The following is a 5,356-nucleotide window of genomic DNA, read 5'->3' on the forward strand; positions in this document are numbered from 1 at the left end:
AAAAAACCCCGGACCTGAAAACAGGACCGGGGTCGGTGTTAAAGCCTGGCGATGACCTACTCTCACATGAGGAGACCTCACACTACCATCGGCGATACGTCGTTTCACTTCCGAGTTCGAGATGGGATCGGGTGGTACCAACGCTCTATGGCCGCCAGGCAAACTGGTTGAGACGCTCCCGGCCCATGCCGGGAGCACCTCGAATTCGAATAGATATAAAACAACACGCTTCTGATGTCGTCATCAAGAGTGCTTGAGCGTTATATGATCAAGCCTCACGGGCAATTAGTACTGGTTAGCTTCATACATTGCTGCACTTCCACACCCAGCCTATCAACGTCGTAGTCTCCAACGGCCCTTAAGAGAGCTTAAAGCTCTAGTGAGATCTTATCTTGAGGGGGGCTTCCCGCTTAGATGCTTTCAGCGGTTATCCCGTCCGCACGTAGCTACTCTGCAATGCCATTGGCATGACAACAGAAACACCAGTGGTGCGTCCATCCCGGTCCTCTCGTACTAAGGACAGCTCCTCTCAAATCTCAAACGCCCACGGCAGATAGGGACCGAACTGTCTCACGACGTTCTGAACCCAGCTCGCGTACCACTTTAAATGGCGAACAGCCATACCCTTGGGACCTGCTTCAGCCCCAGGATGTGATGAGCCGACATCGAGGTGCCAAACTCCTCCGTCGATGTGGACTCTTGGGAGGAATCAGCCTGTTATCCCCGGAGTACCTTTTATCCGTTGAGCGATGGCCCTTCCATACAGAACCACCGGATCACTAAGACCTACTTTCGTACCTGCTCGTCGTGTCTGACTCGCAGTCAAGCAACCTTATGCCTTTGCACTCATTGCACGATTTCCGACCGTGCTGAGGTTACCTTCGCGCTCCTCCGTTACTCTTTGGGAGGAGACCGCCCCAGTCAAACTACCCACCATACGCTGTCCCTAACCCAGATAATGGGTCGAGGTTAGAATTCCAAGTATTTCAGGGTGGTATTTCAAGGATGACTCCACCTGAGCTGGCGCCCAAGTTTCAAAGTCTCCCACCTATCCTACACAAAAATACTCAAAATTCAGCGTAAAGCTATAGTAAAGGTTCACGGGGTCTTTCCGTCTAGCCGCGGGAACACTGCATCTTCACAGCGATTTCGATTTCACTGAGTCTCGGGTGGAGACAGTTTGGCCATCGTTACGCCATTCGTGCAGGTCGGAACTTACCCGACAAGGAATTTCGCTACCTTAGGACCGTTATAGTTACGGCCGCCGTTTACCGGGGCTTCGATCAAGAGCTTCGCCGAAGCTAACCCCATCAATTAACCTTCCGGCACCGGGCAGGCGTCACACCCTATACGTCCTCTTACGAGTTTGCAGAGTGCTGTGTTTTTGCTAAACAGTCGCAGCCAACTGGTCACTGCAACCCCCTTCTGCTTCAGGAGCAAGTCCTTACACATACCAGGGGCGTACCTTCTCCCGAAGTTACGGTACCATTTTGCCGAGTTCCTTCACCCGAGTTGTCTCATACACCTTGGAATTCTCATCCAACCCACCTGTGTCGGTTTGGGGTACGGTTTGATATGACCTGAAGCTTAGAGGATTTTCCTGGAAGCATGGTATCAACAGCTTCGTCCAAAAGAGGACTTCGTCATAACGTCTCGGCCTTGATTTCCCGGATTTGCCTAAGAAATCAGCCTACTCGCTTAAACCAGGACAACCAACGCCTGGCCTGCCTAACCTTCTCCGTCCCCCCATCGCAGTCATATCAAGTACAGGAATATTAGCCTGTTTCCCATCAACTACGGCTTTCGCCCTCGCCTTAGGGGCCGACTTACCCTGCGCCGAAAAGCGTTGCGCAGGAAACCTTGGGTTTTCGGTGTGCGGGTTTTTCACCCGCATTATCGTTACTCACGTCAGCATTCGCACTTCTGATATCTCCAGCAAACCTTACGATTCACCTTCACAGACTTACAGAACGCTCCTCTACCATGCGTATAAATACGCATCCGCAGCTTCGGTACATGCCTTGAGCCCCGTTATATCTTCCGCGCAGACCGACTCGACCAGTGAGCTATTACGCTTTCTTTAAAGGGTGGCTGCTTCTAAGCCAACCTCCTGGCTGTTTGTGCCTTTCCACATCGTTTACCACTTAGACATGATTTTGGGACCTTAGCTGGCGGTCTGGGTTGTTTCCCTTTCCACGACGGACGTTAGCACCCGCCGTGTGTCTCCCGTGATTGCACTTGTTGGTATTCGGAGTTTGCATCGGTTTGGTAAACACTTGTGTGCCCCCTAGCCGAAACAGTGCTCTACCCCCAACAGTGATACACGAGGCGCTACCTCAATAGCTTTCGAGGAGAACCAGCTATCTCCTGGCTTGATTAGCCTTTCACTCCGATCCACAGGTCATCTCCTAATTTTTCAACATTAGTGAGTTCGGTCCTCCAGTGAGTATTACCTCACCTTCAACCTGCCCATGGATAGATCGCCAGGTTTCGGGTCTAATCCTTGCGACTAAAACGCCCTATTCAGACTCGGTTTCCCTACGCCTTCCCTAACGGTTAAGCTCGCCACAAAAATTAAGTCGCTGACCCATTATACAAAAGGTACGCAGTCACTCCGAAGAGCTCCCACTGCTTGTACGCATCCGGTTTCAGGTTCTATTTCACTCCCCTCTCCGGGGTTCTTTTCGCCTTTCCCTCACGGTACTGGTTCACTATCGGTCGATAACGAGTATTTAGCCTTCGAGGATGGTCCCCCGATCTTCAGACAAGGTTTCACGTGCCCCGCCCTACTTAATATGTCCAACTAACCGTTTCGTGTACGGGGCTATCACCCTGTTTCGCGAAACTTTCCAGAATCTTCCACTACAGTTAATTGATTCGGCTGGTCCCCTTTCGCTCGCCGCTACTAAGGGAATCTCGGTTGATTTCTTTTCCTCCGGGTACTTAGATGTTTCAGTTCCCCGGGTTCGCTTCACACATCCTATGTATTCAGATGCGGATACCGCACGAGTGCGGTGGGTTTCCCCATTCGGAAATCCTCGGATCAAAGCTTGTTTGTCAGCTCCCCGAGGCTTATCGCAGACTACAACGTCCTTCATCGCCTGTTATCGCCAAGGCATCCACCAAATGCGCTTATTCACTTGATCATATAACCTCAAGCACTCTCGTAAACGAGAATACAAAACGTTATATGCGAATATACCTTCGCCAACGCTCATAACACTTATGAGACAACATCAGTTATCAATATGAAATTGATACAGTGTTGTTTATATCTATCCGAATTGTTAAAGAACTGTGCCACGCCAGGCGCAGCAAAAAATCTGTCTTGATCACATCGAGAAAAATGGTGGAGCCAGTCGGGATCGAACCGACGACCCCCTGCTTGCAAAGCAGGTGCTCTCCCAGCTGAGCTATGGCCCCATACAGAACTGGTGGGTCTGGGAAGATTTGAACTTCCGACCTCACCCTTATCAGGGGTGCGCTCTAACCAACTGAGCTACAGACCCAGATCTGTGAACGGCTGTGCCGTCGAACCCGAAGTCTGACGTGAAACAAACGTTTCGTGCAGTTGGCCGTCTCGATATTGATGAGCAAGTAACTTGTGCGGGCGCTCCAAGAAAAGCTTGGAAGCTTTACTTTAAAGGAGGTGATCCAGCCGCAGGTTCCCCTACGGCTACCTTGTTACGACTTCACCCCAGTCATTGATCACACCGTGGTAACCGACCTCCCGAAGGTTAGTCTAGCTACTTCTGGTGCAACCAACTCCCATGGTGTGACGGGCGGTGTGTACAAGGCCCGGGAACGTATTCACCGTGGCAATGCTGATCCACGATTACTAGCGATTCCGACTTCATGCAGTCGAGTTGCAGACTGCAATCCGGACTACGATCGGCTTTATGGGATTAGCTCCCCCTCGCGGGTTGGCAACCCTTTGTACCGACCATTGTAGCACGTGTGTAGCCCTGCCCATAAGGGCCATGATGACTTGACGTCATCCCCACCTTCCTCCGGTTTGTCACCGGCAGTCTCCTTAGAGTGCCCAACCAAATGCTGGCAACTAAGGATAGGGGTTGCGCTCGTTGCGGGACTTAACCCAACATCTCACGACACGAGCTGACGACAGCCATGCAGCACCTGTCACTCGGTTCCCGAAGGCACCAAGTCATCTCTGACAAGTTCCGAGGATGTCAAGGGCAGGTAAGGTTCTTCGCGTTGCATCGAATTAAACCACATGCTCCACCGCTTGTGCGGGCCCCCGTCAATTCCTTTGAGTTTTACCGTTGCCGGCGTACTCCCCAGGCGGAGAACTTATCGCGTTAGCTTCGACACTGAAATGCTAAGCATCCCAACATCAAGTTCTCATCGTTTACGGCGTGGACTACCAGGGTATCTAATCCTGTTTGCTCCCCACGCTTTCGTACCTCAGTGTCAGATCAGGCCCAGTCAGTTGCCTTCGCCATCGATGTTCCTCCAGATATCTACGCATTTCACCGCTACACCTGGAATTCCACTAACCTCTACCGATCTCTAGTCTGCCAGTATCAGATGCAATTCCAAGGTTGAGCCCTGGGATTTCACAACTGACTTAACAAACCACCTACGCACGCTTTACGCCCAGTAAATCCGATTAACGCTTGCACCCTCCGTATTACCGCGGCTGCTGGCACGGAGTTAGCCGGTGCTTATTCTGCAGGTACCGTCCATACGTAGGAGTATTAATCCAACGCACTATCTTCCCTGCTTAAAGTGCTTTACAACCCTAGAGCCTTCTTCACACACGCGGCATGGCTGGATCAGGCTTTCGCCCATTGTCCAATATTCCCCACTGCTGCCTCCCGTAGGAGTCTGGGCCGTGTCTCAGTCCCAGTGTGGCTGATCATCCTCTCAGACCAGCTACGGATCGTCGCCTTGGTGAGCCATTACCTCACCAACAAGCTAATCCGACCTAAGCTCATCTAATAGCGCGAGGTCCGAAGATCCCCCGCTTTCCCCCGTAGGGCGTATGCGGTATTAATCCGGGTTTCCCCGGGCTATCCCCCACTACTAGGCAGATTCTTAGGCATTACTCACCCGTCCGCCGCTCGTCAGCGGGTAGCAAGCTACCCCTGTTACCGCTCGACTTGCATGTGTTAAGCCTGCCGCCAGCGTTCAATCTGAGCCAGGATCAAACTCTCCACTTTAATACTACTTAAGGTGTGTTCTGACGTATCAGAACGTAGAGCCCATTCCTGCGATTGTACTGTACTGCTTATTGACGTTCGCTTGAATGCTCTCTTAGTTGGTGGCTTCGCCACTTTCCAAGGAGCACCCGCACAAATTACTTGCTTGATTTTTAAAGAACTTTTGACGTCTC

The 5,356-nt window shown here is 51.6% G+C and carries 2 tRNA genes and 3 rRNA genes; all 5 read right to left on the reverse strand.

The features are described 5' to 3' along the window. Window positions 1–43 precede the first annotated feature (43 nt). A 5S ribosomal RNA gene (gene rrf / locus ATO7_RS16610) occupies window positions 44–159 on the reverse strand. Between the two features lie 105 nt (window positions 160–264). Beyond that, window positions 265–3,146 (reverse strand): 23S ribosomal RNA (locus tag ATO7_RS16615). A gap of 201 nt (window positions 3,147–3,347) precedes the next feature. Continuing rightward, window positions 3,348–3,423: transfer RNA gene (locus tag ATO7_RS16620), tRNA-Ala, on the reverse strand. A 9-nt stretch (window positions 3,424–3,432) separates the two neighbouring features. Then, window positions 3,433–3,509: transfer RNA gene (locus ATO7_RS16625), tRNA-Ile, on the reverse strand. 133 nt (window positions 3,510–3,642) lie between these two features. Next, window positions 3,643–5,183, reverse strand: a 16S ribosomal RNA gene (locus tag ATO7_RS16630). The 16S, 23S and 5S rRNA genes sit together here with 2 tRNA genes alongside, the layout of an rRNA operon. Between the last annotated feature and the right edge of the window lie 173 nt (window positions 5,184–5,356).

The sequence above is a fragment of the Oceanococcus atlanticus genome (assembly GCF_002088235.1).
Taxonomy (GTDB): Bacteria; Pseudomonadota; Gammaproteobacteria; order Nevskiales; family Oceanococcaceae; genus Oceanococcus; species Oceanococcus atlanticus.